The sequence below is a fragment of the Salmonella sp. GDC200615 genome (genome assembly GCF_050574145.1).
Classification (GTDB): Bacteria; Pseudomonadota; Gammaproteobacteria; order Enterobacterales; family Enterobacteriaceae; genus Salmonella; species Salmonella enterica.
The window spans coordinates 2,737,083-2,755,775 of sequence record NZ_CP192247.1 but is presented as its reverse complement, the minus strand read 5'-3'; the positions used below and the strand labels follow the sequence as shown (position 1 = coordinate 2,755,775).

The window sequence follows — 18,693 nt, the reverse complement described above, 5'->3', positions numbered from 1 at the left end:
GAGAGGAATCGCATAATTCCTGTAGTGGGCCAGGAAAATATATTAAAAATAAAACGATAGTACGATGCAGAAACCAACCGGATCTATATCACCAACACTATGATTTGTTGCAAAGAAAGTATATCACCAAAGATCCGATAGGGCTGGAAGGAGGGCTGAACCTGTATCAGTATCCGCTGAATCCGATTTTGAATATAGATCCTTTAGGATTATCAGGTTGGGATTCTCTTGGATATGGAGGATTTAGGGAAATATGCCAGCAAGCTGGTTCGGCAGTACATTATCTAACACCACAAGAAGCAGCAGGAGTGATACATAATATGGAAACTATGCATAACGTATACAATCCGTTATCTAAATATGTTTTCGGGATATCAGTAGGTTCAACTATAACTGGTATAGCTGGTACGAGTTTCGGAGTGGCAACTGTTGCAGAAAAAGGTTCTGCATGTATTAAAGATGTAGTTAAGTCCATGATAAAAGACGGAGAAAGAGATCCAACAAATTTGGCATTAACTTGCGGAAAAAGCTTTATAAATGAAGGAGATTCCAGTTTTCAGGGTAAGGTATCCGATTACCTTATTGACGCTCTTTTTTCCTATAAGGCGAAACAGTAATCACTGTTATGGATAACGTAACAGTAAGAAATCCATCTATTTTAACAATAGTAAGCTGAAGGATAACATGAAGAAAAACATATTAATGATGGTTTTTACAGTAATTGTTTTATTTGGAGGAGTTATTGCTTGGCTTTATCATTCAAATGATAGTTTGGAAAATGTGAGTGCGAATAGTGATATAGCACATCTAACCAAGTTAGCAGAACAGGGGGATATGAAAGCACAAACAGATCTGGGGCTTGCTTATGGGAGTGGTAACAGTATCCCACAGGATTACACAAAAGCAATGTATTGGTATAATCAGGCTGCAAAACAAGGTTACGCACCAGCACAATTTAATCTCGGTCTTTTCTATGAAAATGGTTGGGGTGGAAGCAGAGATCTTCAATTAGCAAAAGAATTTTACCGTAAGGCGGCAAATCAAGGCTTTACCAATGCTCAAATAAATTTAGGCATTCTATTCATGGATGGCAAAGGGGGGGATTGATTATGTTCAAGCCAGAAAATTATTTATAAAGGCTGCTGAATCCAATAATCCAGTTGCTATTTATAATCTGGGACACATCTATAATTATGGATTGGGCATTCCAAGAGATGATGTTCAGGCTGCAACATGGTATAGCAAAGCGGAAGATCTTGGTTCAATGAGCGCAAGAAATTCACTTGCTCTATTTTATGCAAAAGGATTGGGTAATCTGCCTGTTGACAGAAATAAGGCATTAAAATTATTGAATATTTCTGCTTGTCAGGGATATGCGGTAGCTCAAAATAATCTTGGAATATTATATTCTGATGGTACAGATGAATTATCTAAAGATTATCAGCAATCCTACGCCTGGTTCTCAGTGGCATTTTATAATGGTTTTAAAGAGGCTGATACCTCACGAAACGTAATCATGGGAAAATTAGAAACTAAAGAAATTGAAAAAGCTAAAGCACTTTCCACTGAATATATTGAAAAATACCATACTAATCTCAATGGAGATGACACAGATAGAGATAAAGAGAGTAAGCATTTATACCCGTGATTATTGAAGATGCTTGATTTTTCAGCGACAGAAGATCATTCTACTCGCTAAGAAAATGTTCATTACTGACCAAGAAAAAGTTGAACTTGAACGCCTTCACAATTCCAGTCGTGACGGGCGAGGCAGAGTGATCTTACCCAGAATAGTGGACACGCGACTAAGTGAGTAAACTCTCAAGTAAGAGGTGACTCACATGACAAAACCAGCATCAACCACCAAAAAGCCACGCAAGCAGCACACGCCTGAATTTCGTCAGGAAGCTCTGAAACTGGCTGAACGCATTGGGGTGGCCGCTGCCGCCCGCGAACTTAACCTGTATGAATCACAGCTCTACAACTGGCGAAGCAAACAGCAAAATCAGCTCTCTTCTTCTGAACGCGAGCAGGAGATGTCCGCTGAGATCGCCCGTCTGAAACGTCAACTGGCAGAACGGGATGAGGAACTGGCCATTATCCAGAAGGCCGCGACATACTTCGCGAAGCGCCTGAAATGAAGTATGTCTTCATCGAAAACCATCAGGCTGAGTTCAATATCAAAGCCATGTGCCGTGTACTTCAGATTGCCCGTAGCGGCTGGTACGTCTGGCATCAGCGTCGTCATCAGATAAACCGGCGTCAGCGGTTCCGCCTTGTCTGTGATAACGTCGTCCGGGAAGCATTCAGTGACGCAAAACAACGCTATGGTGCGTCACGCCTGACGGATGAGCTTCGTGCTCAGGATTACCAGTTCAACGTGAAAACCGTGGCGGCCAGCCTGCGTCGGCAGGGGCTGCGGGCGAAAGCCTCGCGCCGGTTCCGTCCGGTCAGTTACCGCAAACATGGTCTGCCAGTCTCAGAGAATCTGCTGAAGCAGGACTTTTACGCCAGCGGCCCGAATCAGAAGTGGGTGGGTGACATCACGTATCTTCGCACTGGTATCTGGCCGTGGTTATCGATCTGTGGTCGCGGTCAGTCATTGGCTGGTCGATGTCTTCGCGGATGACGGCACAGCTTGCCTGCGATGCGTTACAGATGGCGCTGTGGCGGCGTAAATGTCCGGAAAATGTCATCGTGCATACAGACAGAGGCGGTCAGTACTGTTCTACGGATTACCAGAGCTTACTGAAACGCCATAATCTGCGGGGAAGTATGAGCGCCAGAGGTTGTTGTTACGACAATGCCTGTGCGGAAAGCTTCTTCCATACGCTGAAGGTGGAATGTATCCACGGAGAGGACTTTGTCAGCCGGGAAATAATGCGGACAGCAGTGTTTAATTATATTGAGTGTGATTACAATCGGTGGCGTCGTCACAGTGCCTGTGGCGGTCTCAGTCCGGAACAATTTGAAAACCAGAACCTCGCTTAGGGTTGTGCCCATATTACGCGGGTAGGATCAGAAACCCCGCTGACAGTGTTGAATCCAAAGACTTAAAAAGCGGAGCGACAGCTCCTCTGGATTTATGTCAGCGGAGAGTCCACCGGCTCCGTATTTGGCACTGTTCGTTTACTGGTAGCGGTTCACCAGATCTTTCACCATTGACGCATAGGTTCTTTGCCTGAGCTGCGAAATCTGCTGTTCTGTAGTTGCCTCTGCGGAATCTTTTTTCCCCGGCTGTGGTGGAAGTACTGTATTCTCATAGTTGAGTGGCGACCAGGTGGCCCATTCGCCCGTAGCCACGTTCACTAAGGTGAAACGCACCAGATAACGTAACGATACGCTGTCGGTCAGTTTTTCATTTTTAAAATCTGACCAGACGGTGTTTTTTGTCATGGCGTCATATTTGCCAGACTGCAACGTATCCTGATAAACGATAATGGCTTTCTGATGTCCTTTCGCGGCAACATAGCGCAGCGCCTGCATCCAGCTCATATTTTCGGCAGTAGCAATGTCCTGATTTCCGTCTTTAATTTTGTCTTTACTGCAGGTCACAGTCTTTTGTCTGTCCGGGATGCCAGAGAACGTCGCAACAGTATAATACTTGCTCATTTCCTGCTGCATAATAGCTTCCGGTGCGCGATTACCAGACTGAACCAGAATGACGGCAGAATTCAGCGGTACGCTGAATTTCTCACCTTCCAGTGCGGCCTGGATATCTTCTTCTGAAACGGCAAGTGTGGTCTCGTTACCAAAGATATCTTTATCTGTTAACTGACTGGCCATATTTTTACTGATACTACTTTCCGTTCTGGGGACGTCCTTTTTCTTTGCGTCAATGGGGGAACGCACACAGGCGCTCAATAAAAATATTGTTGTGCATAAATAAATCATTGAACAGATTTTCATATGTTTTCCTGAAGTGTGTATTGGATGGCGATGTAATTAAAAGACTCTAGTTATTGTTTTTATTATATCCTGTTATTGATAATTTCAGGAGAATTGTTTTGTATTCATAAATCAAATGAAATGTTCTATTTTGATATTCCCTGATTATTGTTAATGTGTCTGGTATCAATTTTAGTATTTGATTTTTATTTGCCAGTGGTGTTTCTGTTTGTAATAACTGACGATGATATTGAGTCCCTCTGGAAGATAAATAAAGGAGGATGTGATATGAGTTCGGTTCCTTATCACAGTAACAATTCTGTCATGCCGGTCCGGGTAACGATTTATGAAGCCGTTAATATTATAAAAAAGCAAGCTAATGAAGAGATTACAGCCAGTGAAATATGGCGTTATGCGCTCTATGGGCACCCTACGCTATCCATCTATTTTCAGTCTCCGGTGATCTTTCGGCGGATTAAAACCAGAAAAAATAAAATATTTTTAATGAAGGGAAAGGATGATCCAGTTAATCGACTCTGTTACCTGAACAGTGATATCATTTTATGAGCAATAGCTGGAGGGTGAAAACTGAAGGTGATTACATCTCTCCACCCAGTCATATAATGGATACACCATTACTGGGCTATGAATATGTTATGCTGCAACGATTACTGGCGCATTCACTGAATCTACCGCTACCAGAGAGCGGGCAGTGTAATATCTATTGTGGCGTTCTTGTCAGTGATGGAAGTAATATTTTTCAGATTTTTGAATATCAGTCTCTGGAGCAAAGGATTTTTCAGCAGTTACAATTAATTCCGGTAGATAAAGCAAGCCTTTGCCATGACGAAATCAATAAAATACAGTTCGACAGAACAAAGAAAGATTACTTTCCTGTCTATCATTTTCCAGGAGATGCCTGTTTCGTTGTAAAAATGTAGCATCTTGAGTCATTCATCAGCCGGTTTTATTCCTCTCAGACTAAGCCATCAACACAGATTTCAACGCCGCTGTCGCGGTTATTATGGCTTGCCTGTAAACATAATGAACACACTAATTCTCTGCTTGACCACCCTTATAAACTGGTCGCACAAGATCACAGGAACCTCTCACGATGAGGCGCATGTATCCTGGTTTACGATATCAGGAAATGTGGCGCGTTTATTGCCAGGTAGGCGTTATGAGACGTCACTTATTTACGCCAGGTTTCAGCCGTAGCGACGGGCATGGATAAAAAGAGTATGGCAATCAGCGTGATAATACTAAAAAACAATTAATATTTTTTTAACAAAACTAAAGCTTGCTATGTGCAGTTAACCATGCGTTAATGGTTGTGCGGTTTGATACAAACTTATCTGAAGTAGTGATTGTAATATTTCTCATCATTTGTTCCTCTTGAGATCTCCTTTAGGTTTTTTCTCTCTGATAATTTTCTTCAGGCCATTTTGCCCAAGGGCTCATTCAAAAGGTAACAATATTATGACGACGAAAATCACTGGTTTAGTAAAATGGTTTAACCCTGAAAAGGGCTTTGGTTTCATTACGCCTAAAGATGGCAGCAAAGATGTGTTTGTGCATTTTTCCGCCATTCAAAGTAATGAATTCCGCACTCTGAATGAAAATCAGGAAGTGGAGTTTTCAGTAGAACAGGGACCAAAAGGTCCATCAGCGGTCAACGTTGTGGCGCTTTAAGGCAACTAATATTACTAATAAAATTCACTTCCGGTGTCCATGTTGCCATGGTTCACAATACAGAACATCGACATTCGATGTTACTGAGCAAAACCCGTTTGGCGCGAAATGTATTTTTTGTAAGTCAACCATGATCACTTTTGATAATGTTGGATTATACATTCGCTCAGGACAGGTTCCGCCAGATTTTAGAAAATAATTCATATTAGCTCCGTACAGGAGCTTTTTTATGCCCGGATGATTATCATCTATAGACGCTGACATCCATCATCTATAGTGGCTTACCTTTCCCCAAAGGTGTTATTTCTCTTGCAGACAGCGCCTGAAAAAAGCGACGTTGTCTTCATCTATCCGATGAAACCAGGTCAACCTGTCTTTGTGCCCTTATCCGTTATTTAATTCTTGCCCTATAATAACAAGCCCGCGCTAAGCACGGGCTTGAATAACATAAAGCGTCTTAGAACTGGTAGACCAGACCAACACCTACGATATCATCGGTTGCAATACCGTTGTTTGCGTAGAAGTCATCATCTTCGTCCAGCAGGTTGATTGTATAATCAACGTAGGTGGACATATTTTTGTTGAAGTAGTAAGTCATACCAACGTCAACATATTTAACCAGATCTTTGTCGGTGTAACGATAGTTACCACGGCTATCTTTATCCTGGCCGCCTAAATCTTTGCCCTTAGACTGCAAGTAGGCGATGGACGGACGCAGACCGAAATCGAACTGATACTGCGCAACCACTTCAAAGTTCTGGGTTTTGTTAGCGATACCGCCATTACCGCCATCGCCGCCGCCATAATAGGTCATGTTGCGGGTTTCAGCGTACATCGCCGCCAGGTAAACATTGTAGGCGTCATATTTGGCACCTACGGTCCAGGCTTCGGCAGTTTCACCGCCGGCATAGCTATTGGCATAGTAATGATGGCCATCACCATACCCACGAGTAACCTGATTGTCCGTACGGTCAGAGGAAGAGTAGGCCGCACCCAAGCTTAACCCGAAGTCAAAGTCGTAGGAGGTAGACATACCGAAACCGTCGCCGTTTTCACGGGCCAGTTTGCGAGAACCACTACCTGCATCGCTGCCGTTGGTTGTTCCTTCGCCTGCGCCAGGATCTTCGTTATTGCCCTGGTACTGCAACGCGAAGTTCAGGCCTTCCACCAGACCGAAGAAGTCGGTATTACGGTAGGTGGCAACGCCGTTGGTTCTGCCCAGCATATAGACATCGGTCTGGGTATAAGTATCACCGCCGAATTCCGGCAGCGCATCGGTCCAGGCTTCAATGTCGTAGATAACACCATAGTTACGGCCATAATCGAAAGAGCCGTACTCGCCGAATTTCAGACCGGCAAAGCCCAGACGAGTCCAGGAGTTTGCACCTTCGCCTTCGGTGGTGTTCACCTTAATGTTGTATTCCCACTGACCATAGCCGGTCAGCATATCGTTGATCTGCGTTTCGCCTTTAAAGCCAATACGGGCGTAGGACTGGTCGCCATCGTCGCCTGCATTGTCAGAGAAGTAACGCAGACCATCAACTTTGCCGTACAGGTCGAGTTTGTTGCCATTTTTATTATAGATTTCAGCCGCATTTGCTGCGCCTGCCACTAATAACGCCGGGACAAGCAGTGCCAGAACTTTTCTGTTCATTATGTATTCCCTTATGATAATAATTTATATGAATATGTAGCCACTTCAACAAAACTACAAATTGATACTATTCTATGAAGTTCATGGAATTTAAAAAATAACATGTAACAAAGGTATTTAAAATATTTCAATTTGTTTCTATTTGGTTTTTTATAATACAGGCTATATAAGTGACTAAGAATATATAGTCTATAATTATAATTTTTTATCAATAAGTTATGTGTTTTGATTTGATGGCTGTTGGCGTGAATATAATTTGTTTTTTATATGTATTTGATGCTTTGATTATGAAAAAGCATAAAAAAACCGGCATAAATGCCGGTAATGTGGGTAATGATAAAATAAATGATAAAAGGCTAATAACCGAATCATTCTGACATTTAATGCTAATAAAATAAAACGCTATCGCGGTGCGTAAAAATAAGTTGTTCTGGTTATAGGTTATTCTGCATCAGAGTGCGATTCAATCACCATTCCCTTATTTAACAGCAGGTTCAGCGCCAGACGTAACATTAACTGAGAATAAACTATTTGTGGAATGAATAGCCAGAACAGGTGGATGAGGTATTCCATGGTCGAAATGTGATTAATATCACATTATAATGTAATTAATGTCATATGACTTACATCACAAAAGCGGAGTAAAGTTTGAGTACCAGGGAGGACAACGCCACCCGTAGCATGGGCGGTAAATTAGCGTTATGGGTTTTTTATACCTTTTGCGGCTACTTCATCTGGGCGATGGCGCGTTGCGTGTGGCTGATGTCCGCCATACAAACCGAGCCGGTTCTCGGCCCAATCAGCACTCCTGGCAGCGCAACGGAAAAATGGCTTAACGCGCTTTCGCTGGGCGTCGTCTGGCTTATTCTGGGGAGTATTGCCTGGTACACCCGGCCTCGCAAAAACAGGGGGTATCCCGCCGACACTCAGCCAGAAACGCGCAAGCACGCAAGGATGTAAAGTGGTGGCGGATATGTCAGGATAGCGAACCCTGTGCTCAGGCATGTAATAAAAATGGTCTGCTATAAAGAGAGGGCGTATGGACTCAGGATATTGGCAATCGCAGTTTGAAGACTGGCTACGTCACCACCACCAGGAACAGGATGCCGCCCATGACATCTTCCATTTTCGTCGTGTTTGGGCAACCGCGCAAACGCTCGGGGAAAACAGTCCTGTCGACTGGCTGGTGGTGCTATCGGCATGTTATTTCCATGACATCGTCAGCCTGGCGAAAAATCATCCGCAGCGGCATCGCTCTTCCATTCTGGCGGCGGCAGAAACCCGGCGTATTTTTCTGCGGGATTTTCCTGACTTTCCGGCAGAAAAACTGGCGGGCATTTGTCATGCTATCGAAGCGCATAGCTTCAGCGCAAAAATTGCGCCTACCACGCCAGAGGCAAAAATCGTGCAGGATGCAGACAGGCTGGAGGCGTTGGGCGCCATTGGTCTGGCGCGGGTCTTCGCGGTCTCCGGCGCGCTGGGCGTCGCGCTGTTTGATGCCGACGATCCCTTTGCCGACAGACGGCCTCTTAACGATAAGCAATTCGCGCTCGACCATTTTCAAACCAAACTGCTGAAACTGCCGCTGACGATGCAGACCGAACGGGGCAAGTACCTGGCGAAACTGAGCGCTGAGCTGAAAGGCGACTATGAAACACGGGATGAGGCGGTCATCCAGATGTTTGCTACGCATCAGTAACCCCTGCCGCTGAAACGTAAACCGCGTCATTTTATGTTAGTCTGTCGGCAATTATTTTTGGCCGGTTAAATGTATGCAGGAAAATATTTCAGTAACACACGCCCGGAACCTCATCGCCGACGACGCCGGAAGCGAGATCCAGGCGATGCTGAGTCAATTGCTGGAAATCTACGATGTTAAAACGCTGGTGGCGCACCTTAACGGCCTGGGCGAACAGCACTGGAGCCCGGCCATCTTAAAGCGCGTAATGATGAACGCGGCATGGCATCGTTTGAGCGACAATGAACTCACCTGTCTTAAAACAGGGTTGCCGACGCCGCCAGCGCATCATCCGCATTACGCCTTTCGTTTTATCGATCTCTTCGCGGGCATCGGCGGCATTCGCCGCGGATTTGAAGCGATAGGCGGACAGTGCGTGTTTACCAGCGAATGGAATAAGCACGCGGTACGGACATATAAAGCGAACTATTTTTGCGATCCGCTGCAACATCGCTTTAATGAAGATATCCGCGATATCACGTTGAGCCACCGGGAAGGGGTCAGCGATGATGAGGCGGCGGAACACATTCGCCAGCATATTCCGCAACATGATGTCCTGCTGGCGGGCTTTCCCTGTCAGCCATTTTCTCTGGCGGGCGTTTCCAAGAAAAATGCGCTGGGCCGCGCCCACGGCTTTGCCTGCGAGACTCAGGGGACGTTATTTTTTGATGTCGTAAGAATTATCGACGCTCGCCGCCCCGCGCTGTTTGTGCTGGAAAACGTGAAAAACCTTAAAAGTCACGACCAGGGCAACACTTTCCGCATTATTATGCAAACGCTCGATGAACTGGGATATGACGTGGCGGATGCCGCTGACAATGGCCCGGACGATCCGAAAATTATCGACGGGCAGCACTTTCTTCCTCAGCATCGGGAACGTATTGTGTTGGTGGGATTCCGTCGCGATTTAAACCTGAAAACCGATTTTACGTTACGCAATATCGCCCGTTGTTATCCACCGCGCCGTCCGACGCTGGCAGAACTGCTGGAGCCCGTCGTCGAAGCCAAATATATCCTGACGCCGGTGCTGTGGAAATATTTATATCGCTACGCGAAAAAGCACCAGGCGCGGGGAAACGGTTTTGGCTATGGCATGGTTTATCCTGACAATCCGGAAAGTGTGGCGCGCACGTTATCTGCTCGCTACTACAAAGATGGTGCCGAAATTCTGATCGATCGTGGTTGGGATATGGCGAAAGGCGAAGTGAATTTCGACGATGCTGGCAACCAACAACATCGTCCCCGCCGACTCACGCCGAGAGAGTGCGCGCGTTTAATGGGATTTGAGACGCCGCAAACGTACCAGTTCAGGATACCTGTCTCGGATACGCAGGCCTATCGCCAGTTTGGCAACTCCGTGGTGGTGCCGGTATTTGCTGCGGTAGCAAAGCTGTTGGAACCCAAAATTCACCAGGCGGTGACGTTGCGTCAGAGAGAGACGGTAGATGGCGGACGTTCACGATAAAGCCACGCGCAGTAAAAATATGCGCGCGATAGCGACCCGCGATACGGCTATTGAAAAACGTCTTGCTGGCCTGTTAAGCGCGCAGGGGATTACGTTTCATACTCAGGACGCGACATTACCGGGCAAGCCGGACTTTGTGGTGAATGATTATGATTGTGTGATTTTTACTCACGGCTGCTTTTGGCATCATCACCACTGTTATCTGTTCAAAGTGCCGGCCACGCGAACGGCTTTCTGGCTGGAAAAAATCGGTAAGAACGTTGAGCGCGATGAGCGCGATATTCAGCGTTTACAGGCGCTTGGCTGGCGGGTACTGATCGTCTGGGAGTGCGCCTTGCGCGGGCGAGCGAAATTGAGCGACGCGGCGTTGGCGGAGCGCCTGGAAGAGTGGATCTGCGGCGGCGGCGCCAGCGCGCAGATCGACACCCAGGGGATTCATCTACTGGCGTGAATCTTCCGTTTTACACGGCGTGACCACCGCCCTGGCGGGAAACAGGTACTTACCCAGAGTCACCAGCACTACGGCAAACACAATCACACCCAGCGCGGCCCATTCAACGGGCGATAACCTCTCGCCGCCCAGGCCAGTGCCAAGCAACACGGCGACAACCGGATTCACATAGGCGTAGCTGGTCGCCAGCGCCGGACTGACGTTGCGAATCAGGTACATATAGGCATTAATGGCGATAATAGAACCGAACAACGCCAGGTAGCCGACGGCCATAAACCCCGATAAGCCAGGCAGCGTGGCGAGCTTTTCGCCGGAAAGAAACGCCGCGCAAAGCAATACCACGCCCGCCGCCAGCATTTCAATCGCACCCGCCATCATGCCCACAGGGAGGGCGATGCGCGAGCCGTAAACGGAACCAAATGCCCAGCTCATCGAACCTATCAGGATCAAAATCGCGCCCCACGGATTGCCGCTTAAATTGCCGCCGCTGTTCAGCAGAATAATCCCGGCAAGTCCAATGGCAATCCCTACCCATTCTAATTTGCGCGCTTTAATACCAAAAAAGTAGCTAAAGCACAGCGTAAATAGCGGGACAGTGGCGACCACGACGGCAGCAATGCCCGATGGCACGTTTTGATGCTCCGCCACCGTCACCAGACCGTTACCCACCGCCAGCAGCAGTAGACCAATCAGCGCGGCGTTGATGGTCTGGCGCAGCGGCGGAAGTTTTTCGCCGCGCAGCAGCAAAAACGCCATGAGCAACATCCCCGCCGAGAGAAAACGTACGCCTGCCATCATCAGCGGCGGCCAGCTTTCAACGCCTATGCGGATAACAAAATAGGTAGACCCCCAAATGATATACAAGGCAAAAAGCGCGCCAAAAAGAGGTAATAACTGCCGGAAACGCATAATCACTCACGGTGAAATAAAAAGGGTGAATATAGTAAACGTCAAAATTATTATGCTGGCGAGCATTATAATTGTCCTTTTGGAATAAAAAGGCGTTGACCCGCGCCGCCGGTTTCGGCATTGCGCGTTTTGCTACATACTTAATGTCTTAGAAGAAAAGACCGAGGAAATCATTTTGGCAGGAAGTAGCTTACTGACATTACTCGACGATATCGCCACGCTGCTGGACGATATTTCGGTAATGGGCAAATTGGCCGCGAAAAAAACCGCGGGCGTACTGGGGGACGACCTGTCGCTCAATGCGCAGCAGGTGACCGGCGTTCGCGCTAATCGCGAGCTACCAGTGGTATGGAGCGTGGCGAAAGGATCATTAATCAACAAGGTTATTCTGGTGCCGTTGGCGCTGCTGATAAGCGCATTTATCCCGTGGGCCATCACGCCTTTATTAATGTTAGGCGGCGCGTTTCTCTGCTTTGAAGGGGTAGAAAAAGTCCTGCATACCTTTGAGGCGCGAAAACACAAAGAAGACCCGGCGGAGCGGCAAAAACGTCTTGAAGCGCTGGCTGCGCAAGATCCTTTGGCCTTTGAAAAAGATAAAGTAAAAGGGGCGGTCCGTACCGATTTCATTCTTTCCGCTGAAATTGTGGCCATTACCCTGGGGATTGTCGCGCAGGCGCCGCTGCTTAATCAGGTGTTGGTGCTGGCGGGGATTGCGTTGGTTGTGACCATTGGCGTGTATGGCCTGGTGGGTATTATTGTCAAACTGGATGATATGGGGTACTGGCTGGCGGAAAAGCGTAGCGTGCTGGCGCAGGGCGTCGGTAAAGGATTACTGATTATCGCGCCCTGGTTAATGAAAGCATTATCCATTGTTGGTACGCTGGCTATGTTTCTGGTCGGCGGCGGGATTGTCGTACACGGTATTGCGCCGCTACACCATGCCATTGAACATTTTGCGCAGCAGCAGGGGGCTTTCATGGCGCATACGATCCCTGCGGGGCTGAATCTGGTGCTCGGCTTTATTATCGGCGCCATTGTGGTGGAGCTGGTGAAAGGTGTGGCGAAAATTCGCGGTGTTTCGCACTGATTTTCTACAATGAATTATGCAAAATTGCCCATCCTCGTCTAAGGTGAAAACGTTTCATCTGATACAGGAGGCAGGTATGGTCTTTTCTGTCAGTGAGGAAGTTACCGTGAAAGAGGGTGGGCCCCGGATGATCGTCACCGGTTATTCCAGCGGAATGGTAGAGTGTCGCTGGTATGATGGTTTTGGCGTAAAGCGGGAGGCATTCCATGAGAATGAGCTCGTGCCAGGCAAGGAAAGGCGCGGGCGGGACGAAGCCCGATGACAAAACGCCCGGTTAATGCCGGGCGTTTTGCTGTGGAGAAAAAGAGTCGTCGCGCTGCGACATGCTGCTACCTGGTTATGCTAGGATTGAGTGGTATCCCTTGATGAGGTCTGGCTACCGTAAGCCATCAGGGGGAGTTGTATCAATAACCAGGAGTTACCAGGGTGCCGCACGAAACACTGTTAGACAATCAAGGCTGGTTTAAAAAGCTGGCGCGGCGTTTTGGTCCCGGTCATGTCGTCAACACCTGTTTTCTGATCGTGATGCTGTTCTCGACGCTACTTACCTGGCGGGAAGTGATGATACTGAAAGACGCGTATGTCGCCAGTCAGCGCAATCATCTGGGGAGCGTCGCGAATGTCCTTGACCGCCAACTGCAATTCAACATGGACAGGTTGATCTTTTTACGCAACGGTATGCATGAAGCGCTGGTGGCGCCGCTGGCTTTTTCCGCATTGCAAAGCGCGGTGACGCAGTTTGAGCAACGACGCGTCAGACATTTCTGGCAACTGGAGCTGGATAAGCGGCGGACATTGCCGTTGTATGGCGTTTCCGATCAATTTGTCGCCCGGACGACGCTTCTTTCGCGGGAGAGTCGTGACCTGGCAAATGAATTAACCGCCACGCTGGAGTTAGGGTATCTGGCGCGTCTGGCGCGCTCATCCGCCATGCTGACGCTGGAGACGATGTATGTTTCTCGCTCAGGGTTTTACCTCTCAACTCTCCCTACGGCGTACGGTAGCGATATTGTCTCCCGTTACTATCAGTATGTGACTCAGCCCTGGTTTATCGAGCAAAGCCAACGGCGTAACCCACAGCGCGGCGTGCGGTGGTTTACCTCCGCACAGCCCTATGTTGCTGACGAGCAGAAAAAAGTGACAGCCAGTCTACCGCTGGATCACGATAATTACTGGTATGGCGTACTGGCAATGGATATTCCCGTCGCGTCATTACAGCGGTTCCTGCGCGATGCGGCCGAAAAGGATATTGAAGGGGAATATCAGCTATACGATAACCATCTCCGTTTGTTGACGGACTCCGCGCCGGAACAACAAACCGCGAATACGTTAAATGACCGTGAGCGCGCCTTACTGGCGCGTGAAATAGAAAAAGATACCCTGGGCGGGCTGCGTTTAGGAACGCATTATGTAAGCTGGGAGCGGCTGGATCATTTTGATGGCATCCTGCTGCGCGTGCATACATTACGTGAAGGCATACAAGGGAATTTTGGCAGCATTAGTATCGCGCTGACGCTGTTATGGGTGCTTTTTACGGCGATGCTGTTGATCTCCTGGGGCGTTATTCGACATATGGTCAAAAACATGTTTGTTCTGCAAAATTCGCTGCAATGGCAGGCATGGCACGATCCGCTGACCCGGCTATATAACCGTGGCGCGCTGTTTGAAAAAGCGTCCAGGCTGGCAAAGCGCTACCGGGAAGCCCGCCAGCCATTTTCTGTGATACAGCTGGATTTAGATTATTTTAAAAGCGTTAACGATCGCTTTGGTCATCAGGCAGGCGATCGCGTGTTGTCCCATGCCGCTGGGCTCATTGGCAGCACCATTCGAGCGCACGACATCGCCGGACGGGTAGGGGGCGAAGAGTTTTGTATCGTGCTGCCCGGCGCGACGAAAGCGCAGGCGCTGCAGATTGCCGAACGCATACGCCAGCGCATTAATGACAAAGAGATTCTGGTGACGAAAAGCACGACGCTTCGTATCAGCGCGTCAATGGGGATCAGTAGCGCGGAGGAATACGGCGACTATGATTTTGAGCAGTTGCAGTCGCTGGCCGACAAACGGCTTTATTACGCCAAACAGTCCGGACGTAACCGTATTTGCGCCAGCGACGCGACTCAGGAGCGGGAAAAGAAATAGTCCATTCCTTCGCGCCAGCCATCCGGCCCTTCGTTCTGGCTACGGTAGACGCGCTGAGGATCGTCGTTACGCAAATGTACGCCCTCCCGGTTTAGCCCTTTGACGACAACCGCATAATCCATCACATCCAGTAAAGGTGCATCATTGGGGCCGTCTCCTAGTCCCAACGTCAGAGGACGCGCGCGCCACTGCCGACGATATGCTTCAATCAGCCACTTGGCAGCCTGATCTTTACCGGCGGAGGCGTCCAGCACATGCCAGAAACGGGCGCCATGGACAAATTGCAGTCCCAGGTCATTTAAATGGGCGACAAACTGCGCCATGCGTTCATCGCTATCGCGCCAGATCAGCGACACCGACGCTTCATGCAGACGGGTTAGGGCAGACTGTGCCCGGTTTAGGCCCGTCCATTCGCTTATCACCTGATCGTCAACGTCATCAAACGTGGTGAACTTAAACTGTTCCTTTTCACGCAATTTATGCAGGACGAGGCGGATTTCGTTGTGAGAAATACCGGCTATCAGGCGGGGATAGTTGGGATGGTCTTCCCAATGAACGTCCAGTTGGATCACCGCGCCGTTTTCCGCAATCAGCGGCAGTCCCTGTAGATTTAACGTCGTCTGGAGCTGGAGCATTTCAGCCGCGGTTTTACTGCTACAGAGGATCACGGGCACGCCGCTTTCATGCAGGCGTGTAAGCCAGGGAGCCGCGGGCTGCCACTCAAACGTGTGGCTGTTCAGCAATGTGCCGTCCAGATCGGTAAAAATCAGCAAGGGGTCATGGATTGAGAGCATTTTTTCCTCATTTTCCGTTGCAACGGCGGGCTTATTTCCAGGAAAAGTCCTAAAGCACACCCGAAAGAAGTCGAACGCTAACTGGAACCGATCCCGTCGCTTCCAGGCAGCACATGCGTTGTCACACTTTTGCTACCGAACTATTAGCGCGCTTAATCATTCATGTAAAAAATATTTACTTGTCATGCAAAAAAATTGCAGATAAGGTAAATCTCACATCAGATTTCCTGGTGTAACGAATTTTCAAGTGCTTCTTGCATAAGCAAGTTTGATCCCGACCCGTAGGGCCGGGATTTTTTCGGCCATTTTTAACGGTTTACTTCTGTTACACTAAAATCATGAATATCCAGCTCGAATGCTTCAGCTAATTCATGCCATGTATGATATTCCCGTCCGTCTACGCTCACCCGCTCAGGATCTTCCTGGCTACGGTGAACCTCGCTTTCGCTGATTTCATTGATGGCCGCCAGTAGCGCATCTACATCGACGTTCACTTCGCGCTTGGCCGTATCACTGTACTCTTTTGCCGTTTTCATCTTCACTACCTCACGGGTTCCTGACAGCCTAAGTATAGACCGTTGAGAAAACCAGCAAACACGCCGGCAAGGCGCTGTCAGACGCAGAAAATTGTTCTACACTGGCACAAAGCGACAGGAGGAAAACGATGAAGGTGAATGATCGGGTAACCGTTAAAACGGACGGCGGTCCCCGCCGACCGGGCGTGGTACTGGCAGTGGAAGAATTTAGTGAAGGCACAATGTACCTGGTTTCGCTGGAGGATTACCCGCTTGGCATCTGGTTCTTCAATGAGTCAGGTCACCAGGATGGTGTTTTTGTCGAGAAGGCGGAGCAGGACTAATTGAGCCGGACTGGAGGTACATTGCCAGTCCGGATGTCTCAGCGCATGTTAACAAAAATGCCGTTAGTGACGTTATCTGTCAGCCGCACTACGTGATAGATCACTTGTTTATTATGCGTTTTTATCTTTCTTTTTATATTCCCCTTATGGGAGGATACTGTTTTTGCTTTAATATTCATTCTGTCAGAAATCTGAATGGTTCCCTGACCTTCCATCCACATTCGCAACATGCTGGATTCAGTTCGACTTAACGACAATGTTGGTAAATTTATGGTTCCTGAAATACCCGACTCTTTTTTCAGAATATCGCCAAGAATGGTATCCAGCGAGTCAGGTTTAATCGATTTCGAGCTAATCAATAAGTTTTTTCTTACTAATAAATATTCATCAAAATGCACATTAGCAATTGCCATAAAAACAATAAATAACGTGTCAGGATGTTGATTAATGATTTGCTTTATTTGTTGACTGTCTGAAGGCGTATGAATGAAACAGTCCTCATTAATAAACACCACCGAAGGCTGATGCGCGCCACAAGCGATAGCGAGTTCGTCAACGGTTTCGATGTCGTTGATTTCCCTTTTTTTCACCCCTCTGCTGACCAGATACCCGCTTAACCCTAGCCGGGTGTAACTGCATAAATCCATAATAATCGTTGACATGGCATACCCTCACTCAATGCGTAACGATAATTCCCCTTACCTGAATAACTCACCATAATCAGACGGAACACGAATAGTCACCTTAGACAACGCTTACGCGGTTTTTCAGGCGAACTTACTATCCCGTAAAGTTACATATAATTTGCCAGGAATCATCTTAAAGTAAAGTGAATGTTGCGTTATGTGAGTGAAGTAAAAACAAATAAGGGGCAGCGGATATATCCTGGTGAATGTTTTTTAAAATTTATTTTCGGATAAACCTTAGTAAAACAGGATAAAAATTATGGGTTATTATTTATCGGCATCTCGCTAACAATATCAGCAAGCAAATTGAAAATTTCGCTGAATAAATGTTCGCAAAACGGCGCAATTAATGGCATTAGAGCGGCCATCAGCATAATGCCGACGGTGAGGGTAAGCGGGAAACCGATAACAAATATCGAGAGCTGCGGCGCCATGCGGTTTAATAGCCCCAGCGCCAGGTTGAGCGTAAGCAGGAGGGTAATGACCGGCAATTCCAGCATCAGTCCGTTTAAGAAAATGAGCCCTCCGGCCCTGGCGAGCGCCATAAATGCATTACTGTTCACCGGGTTACTACCGATGGGCAGAGTGTGGAAGGTATCGACCAGCAGCGAAATAAGCCACAAATGGCCATTAAAGGTGAGAAACAGTAGCATGGCGAGCATATCCATAATACGCGCCAGAACCGGCATATTCAGGTGGCTGCCCGGGTCGACGAAGGTGGCAAAGGAAAGCCCCATTTGCAGACCGATAAACTCACCTGCGGTACGCACCGCCGCAAAGGCAAATTGCATGGTAAATCCCAGCGCAATACCGATCAGAATTTGTTGCATCGCCAGCCATAAGGCGGCAATAGAAAAAAGCGGCGTATCGTTTGCCGGTAGCGACGGCGCGATAACGAGGGTAATCATTATTCCCAACCCCAGTTTTACCCGCTTGGGAATAGCGCGCTCGCTGAGAATGGGTGCCGTTGAAATCAGCGCCAGTACGCGCAGCAAAGGCCAGAAATAGAGATGCAGCCAGTATAGCCATTGCTCGCTTGTAACCTGTATCATCGTTCTGTTTATCCGATGATATAAGGTAAATTGCTGAACAGAGTGCGTACGTAGTCCAGCAGCAGGTTGAGCATCCACGGGCCGGCAACGATAATTGCGATGAATACCGCGACGATTTTAGGGATAAACGACAGCGTCATTTCATTAATCTGAGTCGCGGCCTGCAAGATGCTGATAATGAGGCCGGTAATCAGCGCGACGAGTAACAGCGGCGCAGCCAGGGCGAGAGCGACTTTCATCGCCTCGGTGCCCATCATCATGACGGATTCAGGAGTCATT

23 protein-coding genes and 1 pseudogene are annotated in these 18,693 nt (G+C 48.0%); 16 read left to right on the top strand and 8 right to left on the bottom strand.

The window, feature by feature from the left end:
- The first annotated feature begins 104 nt into the window (after nt 1-104).
- The 4 genes and pseudogenes from ACQ29O_RS13455 (at nt 105) to ACQ29O_RS13440 (ending at nt 2,991) form a co-directional block, all read left to right on the top strand.
- Nucleotides 105-617 carry a hypothetical protein gene (locus tag ACQ29O_RS13455; protein ID WP_001574177.1) on the top strand — a complete coding sequence of 171 codons (513 nt, stop codon included), beginning with the start codon at nt 105-107 and terminating at the stop codon, nt 615-617.
- Between the two features lie 67 nt (nt 618-684).
- Entirely contained in the window at nt 685-1,107 is a 423-nt protein-coding gene (locus ACQ29O_RS13450; RefSeq protein ID WP_001691786.1) for a tetratricopeptide repeat protein, read from the top strand.
- Entirely contained in the window at nt 1,088-1,648 is a 561-nt protein-coding gene (locus ACQ29O_RS13445; RefSeq protein ID WP_253336198.1) for a tetratricopeptide repeat protein, read from the top strand. The genes ACQ29O_RS13450 and ACQ29O_RS13445 overlap by 20 nt, the downstream gene beginning before the upstream one ends.
- Nucleotides 1,649-1,841: 193 nt before the next feature.
- Nucleotides 1,842-2,991, top strand: a pseudogene (locus ACQ29O_RS13440) (IS3-like element IS1230B family transposase).
- Between the two features lie 138 nt (nt 2,992-3,129).
- Here ACQ29O_RS13440 and ACQ29O_RS13435 read toward each other — a convergent pair.
- Nucleotides 3,130-3,909 (bottom strand): hypothetical protein, encoded by a 780-nt coding sequence (locus ACQ29O_RS13435; RefSeq protein ID WP_000686694.1) that lies wholly within the window; start codon nt 3,907-3,909, stop codon nt 3,130-3,132.
- Between the two features lie 267 nt (nt 3,910-4,176).
- On the opposite strand from ACQ29O_RS13435, the gene ACQ29O_RS13430 reads away from it, so the two are divergent.
- The 4 genes from ACQ29O_RS13430 (at nt 4,177) to ACQ29O_RS13415 (ending at nt 5,779) form a co-directional block, all read left to right on the top strand.
- Entirely contained in the window at nt 4,177-4,455 is a 279-nt protein-coding gene (locus tag ACQ29O_RS13430) for a hypothetical protein (protein WP_001675348.1), read from the top strand.
- Complete coding sequence (locus ACQ29O_RS13425) at nt 4,452-4,829, top strand: hypothetical protein (RefSeq protein WP_001574179.1); 378 nt, start codon at nt 4,452-4,454, stop codon at nt 4,827-4,829. Before ACQ29O_RS13430 ends, ACQ29O_RS13425 begins: the two co-directional genes overlap by 4 nt.
- Before the next feature lie 538 nt (nt 4,830-5,367).
- Nucleotides 5,368-5,580, top strand: coding sequence for a transcription antiterminator/RNA stability regulator CspE (gene cspE / locus ACQ29O_RS13420; RefSeq protein WP_000208509.1), 213 nt, complete (start codon nt 5,368-5,370; stop codon nt 5,578-5,580).
- A gap of 10 nt (nt 5,581-5,590) precedes the next feature.
- Entirely contained in the window at nt 5,591-5,779 is a 189-nt protein-coding gene (locus tag ACQ29O_RS13415; protein WP_024131109.1) for a hypothetical protein, read from the top strand.
- A gap of 258 nt (nt 5,780-6,037) precedes the next feature.
- On the opposite strand, the gene ompS1 is transcribed toward ACQ29O_RS13415, so the two are convergent.
- Nucleotides 6,038-7,234 (bottom strand): porin OmpS1, encoded by a 1,197-nt coding sequence (gene ompS1 / locus ACQ29O_RS13410; protein WP_001080665.1) that lies wholly within the window; start codon nt 7,232-7,234, stop codon nt 6,038-6,040.
- Between the two features lie 648 nt (nt 7,235-7,882).
- Here ompS1 and drpB point away from each other — a divergent pair.
- From drpB to ACQ29O_RS13390, 4 genes are all read left to right on the top strand, one after another.
- Entirely contained in the window at nt 7,883-8,194 is a 312-nt protein-coding gene (gene drpB, locus ACQ29O_RS13405; RefSeq protein WP_000107435.1) for a cell division protein DrpB, read from the top strand.
- Nucleotides 8,195-8,273: 79 nt separating this feature from the next.
- The gene (locus tag ACQ29O_RS13400; protein WP_253336228.1) at nt 8,274-8,933 is read left to right on the top strand and encodes a phosphohydrolase; all 660 of its coding nucleotides are present in this window, start codon (nt 8,274-8,276) and stop codon (nt 8,931-8,933) included.
- Nucleotides 8,934-9,006: 73 nt separating this feature from the next.
- Nucleotides 9,007-10,437, top strand: coding sequence for a DNA cytosine methyltransferase (locus ACQ29O_RS13395; protein WP_001746647.1), 1,431 nt, complete (start codon nt 9,007-9,009; stop codon nt 10,435-10,437).
- On the top strand, nt 10,418-10,888 hold the full coding sequence (locus tag ACQ29O_RS13390; RefSeq protein ID WP_000785978.1) for a very short patch repair endonuclease: 471 nt from the start codon (nt 10,418-10,420) through the stop codon (nt 10,886-10,888). The genes ACQ29O_RS13395 and ACQ29O_RS13390 overlap by 20 nt, the downstream gene beginning before the upstream one ends.
- On the opposite strand, the gene yedA is transcribed toward ACQ29O_RS13390, so the two are convergent.
- Nucleotides 10,877-11,797, bottom strand: a complete 921-nt coding sequence (yedA, locus tag ACQ29O_RS13385) for a drug/metabolite exporter YedA (RefSeq protein WP_001212259.1) — start codon at nt 11,795-11,797, stop codon at nt 10,877-10,879. The two genes, ACQ29O_RS13390 and yedA, sit on opposite strands and share 12 nt — an antisense overlap.
- Nucleotides 11,798-11,966: 169 nt before the next feature.
- Here yedA and ACQ29O_RS13380 point away from each other — a divergent pair, with 169 nt between their 5' ends.
- From ACQ29O_RS13380 to dgcQ, 3 genes are all read left to right on the top strand, one after another.
- Nucleotides 11,967-12,884 (top strand): DUF808 domain-containing protein, encoded by a 918-nt coding sequence (locus ACQ29O_RS13380; protein WP_086790207.1) that lies wholly within the window; start codon nt 11,967-11,969, stop codon nt 12,882-12,884.
- A gap of 76 nt (nt 12,885-12,960) precedes the next feature.
- Nucleotides 12,961-13,146 carry a YodC family protein gene (locus ACQ29O_RS13375; protein ID WP_001521741.1) on the top strand — a complete coding sequence of 62 codons (186 nt, stop codon included), beginning with the start codon at nt 12,961-12,963 and terminating at the stop codon, nt 13,144-13,146.
- A 164-nt stretch (nt 13,147-13,310) separates the two neighbouring features.
- Nucleotides 13,311-15,023, top strand: a complete 1,713-nt coding sequence (dgcQ, locus tag ACQ29O_RS13370) for a cellulose biosynthesis regulator diguanylate cyclase DgcQ (protein ID WP_001119826.1) — start codon at nt 13,311-13,313, stop codon at nt 15,021-15,023.
- Here dgcQ and ACQ29O_RS13365 read toward each other — a convergent pair.
- Nucleotides 15,002-15,817, bottom strand: coding sequence for a mannosyl-3-phosphoglycerate phosphatase-related protein (locus tag ACQ29O_RS13365; RefSeq protein WP_000948785.1), 816 nt, complete (start codon nt 15,815-15,817; stop codon nt 15,002-15,004). The genes dgcQ and ACQ29O_RS13365 overlap by 22 nt on opposite strands.
- A gap of 308 nt (nt 15,818-16,125) precedes the next feature.
- Nucleotides 16,126-16,353, bottom strand: a complete 228-nt coding sequence (yodD, locus tag ACQ29O_RS13360; RefSeq protein WP_020937027.1) for a YodD family peroxide/acid resistance protein — start codon at nt 16,351-16,353, stop codon at nt 16,126-16,128.
- Nucleotides 16,354-16,481: 128 nt separating this feature from the next.
- Here yodD and dsrB point away from each other — a divergent pair, with 128 nt between their 5' ends.
- Nucleotides 16,482-16,676 (top strand): protein DsrB, encoded by a 195-nt coding sequence (gene dsrB / locus ACQ29O_RS13355; RefSeq protein WP_000867220.1) that lies wholly within the window; start codon nt 16,482-16,484, stop codon nt 16,674-16,676.
- A 38-nt stretch (nt 16,677-16,714) separates the two neighbouring features.
- Here the strand turns inward: dsrB and rcsA are convergent, their stop codons facing one another.
- The 3 genes from rcsA to fliQ all read right to left on the bottom strand — a co-directional run bounded on the left by rcsA (nt 16,715) and on the right by fliQ (nt 18,692).
- Nucleotides 16,715-17,338 carry a transcriptional regulator RcsA gene (gene rcsA / locus ACQ29O_RS13350; protein WP_000103971.1) on the bottom strand — a complete coding sequence of 208 codons (624 nt, stop codon included), beginning with the start codon at nt 17,336-17,338 and terminating at the stop codon, nt 16,715-16,717.
- Nucleotides 17,339-17,619: 281 nt separating this feature from the next.
- Nucleotides 17,620-18,414 (bottom strand): flagellar biosynthetic protein FliR, encoded by a 795-nt coding sequence (gene fliR, locus ACQ29O_RS13345; RefSeq protein WP_000616954.1) that lies wholly within the window; start codon nt 18,412-18,414, stop codon nt 17,620-17,622.
- A gap of 8 nt (nt 18,415-18,422) precedes the next feature.
- Nucleotides 18,423-18,692, bottom strand: coding sequence for a flagellar biosynthesis protein FliQ (gene fliQ, locus ACQ29O_RS13340; protein WP_000187355.1), 270 nt, complete (start codon nt 18,690-18,692; stop codon nt 18,423-18,425).
- Between the last annotated feature and the right edge of the window lies 1 nt (nt 18,693).